General features: G+C 62.4%; 4 protein-coding genes. 3 read left to right on the top strand and 1 reads right to left on the bottom strand.

All coding sequences use genetic code 11. The features are described 5' to 3' along the window. The first annotated feature begins 29 nt into the window (after positions 1-29). A complete protein-coding gene (locus ACTHNR_RS18820; protein ID WP_440549180.1) occupies positions 30-884 on the top strand; it encodes a PA4780 family RIO1-like protein kinase in 855 nt (284 codons plus the stop codon). Between the two features lie 61 nt (positions 885-945). Continuing rightward, positions 946-2625, top strand: a complete 1680-nt coding sequence (locus tag ACTHNR_RS18815; RefSeq protein WP_440549179.1) for an ABC-F family ATP-binding cassette domain-containing protein — start codon at positions 946-948, stop codon at positions 2623-2625. A gap of 53 nt (positions 2626-2678) precedes the next feature. Here ACTHNR_RS18815 and ACTHNR_RS18810 read toward each other — a convergent pair whose 3' ends face one another. Beyond that, positions 2679-3350, bottom strand: a complete 672-nt coding sequence (locus ACTHNR_RS18810) for a GntR family transcriptional regulator (protein ID WP_440549178.1) — start codon at positions 3348-3350, stop codon at positions 2679-2681. A gap of 57 nt (positions 3351-3407) precedes the next feature. On the opposite strand from ACTHNR_RS18810, the gene ACTHNR_RS18805 reads away from it, so the two are divergent. Beyond that, positions 3408-4550: a D-cysteine desulfhydrase family protein gene (locus ACTHNR_RS18805; RefSeq protein WP_440549177.1), complete on the top strand. Its 1143-nt coding sequence runs from the start codon at positions 3408-3410 to the stop codon at positions 4548-4550. The last annotated feature ends 161 nt before the right edge of the window (positions 4551-4711 follow it).

Genomic DNA, 4711 nt, shown 5'->3' with positions numbered 1-4711 from the left:
CTGTTCCACGGGCCGCAGCCGGCGATCGTATGAAGATTCCCAAGCGACTCGCACCGCTTCTCGAAGAAGGGCTCATTGACGAAGTCATCGGCCAGTTGATGAGCGGCAAAGAGGCAACCGTCTACGTCGTGCGCAGTGGCGAATCGACTCGTTGCGCAAAAGTCTACAAGGACGCGAAGCAGCGCAGTTTTCGGCAAGCCGCGTCGTATCGGGACGGTCGCAAGGTCAAGAACAGCCGACAGGCGCGAGCCATGGAAAAAGGCACGCGCTACGGCCGTCAGATGCAGGAAGCGTCATGGCAGAACGCCGAAGTCGATGCGTTGTTCCGCCTCGCCGCCGCCGGTGTGCGGGTGCCCCAGCCGTATATTTGTACGGACGGCGTATTGCTGATGGAGTTGGTGATCGACGAGGCGGGCGATGTTGCGCCGCGGCTGAACGACGTCGATTTGACCGAAACGCGCGCCCTTGAACTGCATGCGTACCTGCTGAAGCAGGTTGTCCGCATGCTCTGCGCAGGGATGATTCACGGCGATCTCTCGGAATACAACATCCTGCTGGCGGCGGATGGGCCGGTGATCATCGATCTCCCCCAGGCGGTCGACGCGGCAGGAAACAACGAAGCAGCCTCGATGCTCAAGCGGGACGTCGACAATCTCGCTGCGTACTTCGGCCGGTTCGCACCGCAATTACTTACCGCGAGTTTTGGCGCGGAGATCTGGGCGCTATACGAAGCCGGGCTGCTGCATGAGGATGCCGAATTGACCGGCCGCGTCGACGTCCAGGCCGGGCCGGTGGACCTCGAAGGCGTTCTGCAGGAAATCGAAGCGACACGCCTCGAAGAAGAAGCACGCGTGCGGCGCCTGCAGGAACTGAACGCCACTTAGGCTGCCCGATAGCCCATTGCGTCTCTCGGCTCCATCCCTATCCTCTCCTAAGTAGTGCCTTATGATTTCCGTCCGTAATGTCACGCTGCGCCGCGGCGTCAATGTCGTACTCGACGGCGCGTCCGTCACCTTCGCCCCCGGCGAAAAGATTGGCCTCGTCGGCCGTAACGGCGCGGGCAAGTCGTCCTTCTTCGGCCTTCTGAACGGCACACTGCACGAAGATGCCGGAGAGTTCTCGATTCCCCCTGGATGCAGAATGGGCCAGGTCGCGCAGGAGATGCCGGAGACCGAGCAGAGTGCTACCGACTTCGTGATCGATGGCGATACCGAACTGTTGGCCGCGCAGGCGGAAGTAGCCGCCGCGGAGGCCAGCGACGACGGTATGCGCATGGCGCACGCCTACATGGCGCTGCACGATGCCGGCGCCCATGATGCCCCGGCCCGCGCCCAAGCGCTGATTCTGGGCCTGGGCTTTAGCGCCGCGCAGCTGAGCCAGCCGGTCAACAGCTTCTCCGGCGGTTGGCGCATGCGTCTGCAGCTGGCGCGCGCGCTCATGTGTCCGTCCGATTTGCTGTTGCTGGACGAACCCACGAATCACCTCGACCTCGACGCATTGGTCTGGCTCGAGGCGTGGCTCAAGCGCTATCAAGGAACCTTGGTCGTGATCAGCCACGATCGCGAATTTCTCGACGCGGTGACGCAGGTGACGGTGCACGTCGACAACGCCAAGCTCGTGCGCTATGGCGGCAACTACAGCAAATTCGAGGACATGCGCGCCGAGCAGCTCGTGCTGCAGCAGGCCGCGATGGCCAAGCAGGCGGACAAGATCGCCCATCTGCAAAAATTCATCGATCGTTTCAAGGCCAAGGCTTCGAAGGCGAAGCAGGCGCAAAGCCGGGTCAAGGCGCTCGAACGCATGGAGAAAATCGCGCCGGTGCTCGCCGAAGCAGAGTTCACTTTCGAGTTCAAAGAGCCGCTCAACGTCCCGAACCCGCTGCTCTCGATGGTGGACGCGAGCTTCGGCTACCCGGCGCCGGCGGGCGCACTGCCGGGCACGCCGCCCACGGTCATCGTCCGGGGCATCAGCCGTTCCGTGCTGGCCGGGCAGCGCATCGGCATCCTAGGCGCCAACGGCCAAGGCAAGTCCACGTTGGTGAAGACGGTGGCGCACGCGCTGGCGCCGGTCACCGGTGAAATCAGCGAAGGCAAAGGCCTGAACATCGGCTACTTCGCACAGCAGGAACTTGACGTTCTGCGTCCTCTCGACACGCCCATGGAACACATGATCCGGCTTGCCAAGGATACGCCGGCGCATATGCGCGCCCCCGGCCAGAGCGGCACCGAACAATCGCTTCGTACGTTCCTCGGCACTTTCAACTTCAGCGGCGACACGGTTCATCAGGCAGTTGGCACGATGAGCGGCGGCGAAAAGGCGCGGCTCGTGTTGTGCATGATCGTGTGGCAACGCCCTAACTTGCTGCTGCTCGACGAGCCGACCAACCACCTCGACTTGGCCACTCGCGAAGCGCTGGGCGTGGCGCTCAACGAATTCGAAGGCACCGTGATGCTGGTCAGTCACGACCGGTCCTTGCTGCGCGCCGTATGCGACGAGTTCTGGCTCGTCACCAAGGGCGGCGTCGAGCCGTTCGACGGCGATCTGGACGATTACCAGCAGTTCCTGCGGGACGAGGCGCGTCGCATGCGCGAGCTGGCCGCGGGCGAGCAAAAGGCCGTCGCGTAATAACTACCTGGCAGCTCCGGTTCGGCGTTCGCACACGCGCCCTACACGCGGTTTCATCGCGGCAATAAACTGATCGTCCGTTCGGCCGCACCCAGGATGTGTTCGTGAATGAGCTTTACGGCATCCTCGGTCCGGCCATCGGATACAGCTTCGACCATCTTCCAATGTTCGGCTTGCGAGACGCCGAAATAGCCCCCGCGATGGCGCAGCAGCATGACATAGCGACTCGTGTTCTTCCACAGCGTCTCGATCAGAGCGAGCAGCCTCGGTCGATCGCATTCGCTATACAGCACGCGATGAAAGCGCGCATTGACGTCATGCCATTCGTTGAGCAGCGCCAGGCGGCCTTCGCCTTCAATGCTTTCCGTCAGTTCCTCTATGCCATCGGCCTCTTCGCAGATTTCACGAAGCACGGCAATCTGGCCCGCCTTCAAATTCGGGCCGGACAACAGCATGGCCCTGCACTCCGTCAACGCTCGGAGTTCAAAAATGTCCTGCGCATCTTCCCGAGTGAGAGGCTGCACGAAGGCGCCTCTTCGAGGACTGATCGAGATGAAACCCTCGCTCTCCAGCCCGCGTAACGCTTCGCGCAATGGCACGTGGCTCACGCCGTAGAGGGCGGCCAGCGCATGCTGTTGCAAGCGATCGCCTGGCTTCAGGTCACCCGAAAGAATGGACTCTCGAATCCGGTCCGCAGCGAATTGAGTGGCGGTGAGATGTTCCATCGGGCTTTGACGAAGGGGACAGCGCGAAGCGCTTGACGATATAAAGTATAAATTATAATGTTCGTGCACACACGCAAATTTTTGGGCCTGACGGGCATGGAACTCGACAATGCGTCTCGATTGCGCCAACACCTGGAGAAGTTCGATCGCTGTTCGTTGGGGCATTTCCCGACCCCGCTCGAGGCTGCGCGACGGCTGATGCCGTCTGCGGCCGCGCCGAGCATTTATGTGAAGAGGGATGACGCGAGCGGCTTGGGTGGGGGTGGCAACAAGGTGCGTGCGCTCGAGTACCTGATACCGTCCGTGCTCTCTTCCGGGGCCGACACGATCGTGACGGCGGGTGTCGTCCAATCGAACTCAGTGCGTCAGGTCGCTGCCGCCGCCGCGAAGATCGGACTGGCCTGCCATTTCGGCATGATCACCGATCGCGTACCGGTAGTCGACAACGACTACGCCGAAACCGGGAACATCTTTTTGGATCGGCTATACGGCGCGACCTGCGAGCCGATGAGCGTTCGAGACGACAAGCCGCGTTTTCTTCAGGCCATGGCCGACCGCCTGAGCCGCGAGGGGCGGCGCCCCTATGTCGTGCCGTACGGATGCGCCAACGCCCTGGGCGCGACCGGCTATTTGCGCTGCGCGCTCGAGATCGCTGAACAGGCGGCATCCGCCGGCATCGCATTGACGCATGTCGTGCACGCCAGCGGAACGGGCGGTACACAGGCCGGATTGATCGTGGGCTTTGCGCTTTTGGGCCTCGATATCGATGTCGTGGGGATCGACATCGATGCCGACCCGATCGGCGTACGCGCACGCGTGACCGGGTTACTCGAACAGCTATGCGCCGATGTTGGCCTTGATGCGGACAGGCTGCGCGAGCGAATTATCGTGGAGGACCGGTACTCCGCGGGCCACTACGGTATGGCCGATAGCCGAACTGTCGATGCGATCTGTCTTGCCGCGCAACGCGAGGCGCTTCTCCTCGATCCCGTCTACAGCGGCAAAGCTTTCGCGGCTCTGCTCGACTTTGCGGCGCAAGGACGATTCAGCTCGGCAGACCGTGTCTTGTTTCTGCATACGGGCGGCACGCCCGCCATTTATGCCTACCGATCGCATTTCGACCGTGGCGCCCTCGAACGAGATCGAGAGACCCCGTGCCGGGGCATGCGAGAAGGGCAGCGCTATCGGCGCATGAGTTGAAGAAGCCGATCGAGCGTCGCCTCCCGCTGCCGCGCGGCCTGCAGGACACGATCGCTGAAATTCGTAGCGTAGTTTCTCGGGTCGAGCCCGTCTCCGTTGACGAGCGGCGCGAAACGGCGCTTCAGTTGTTCCGCGCGTCCTTGTGCCGGCTGCCGGTGCAC

Source organism: Trinickia sp. (assembly GCF_051954495.1).
Classification (GTDB): Bacteria; Pseudomonadota; Gammaproteobacteria; order Burkholderiales; family Burkholderiaceae; genus Trinickia.
Note: the sequence above shows the minus strand (reverse complement) of the source record. Positions and strands in the feature narration are given on the sequence as shown.

Bases quoted from the DNA above. Each gene is read 5' to 3' on its own strand.
- ACTHNR_RS18815 (WP_440549179.1), top strand. From the start codon at position 946: ATGATTTCCGTCCGTAATGTCACGCTGCGCCGCGGCGTCAATGTCGTA.
- ACTHNR_RS18820 (WP_440549180.1), top strand. From the start codon at position 30: ATGAAGATTCCCAAGCGACTCGCACCGCTTCTCGAAGAAGGGCTCATT.
- ACTHNR_RS18805 (WP_440549177.1), top strand. From the start codon at position 3,408: ATGTTCGTGCACACACGCAAATTTTTGGGCCTGACGGGCATGGAACTC.
- ACTHNR_RS18810 (WP_440549178.1), bottom strand. From the start codon at position 3,350: ATGGAACATCTCACCGCCACTCAATTCGCTGCGGACCGGATTCGAGAG.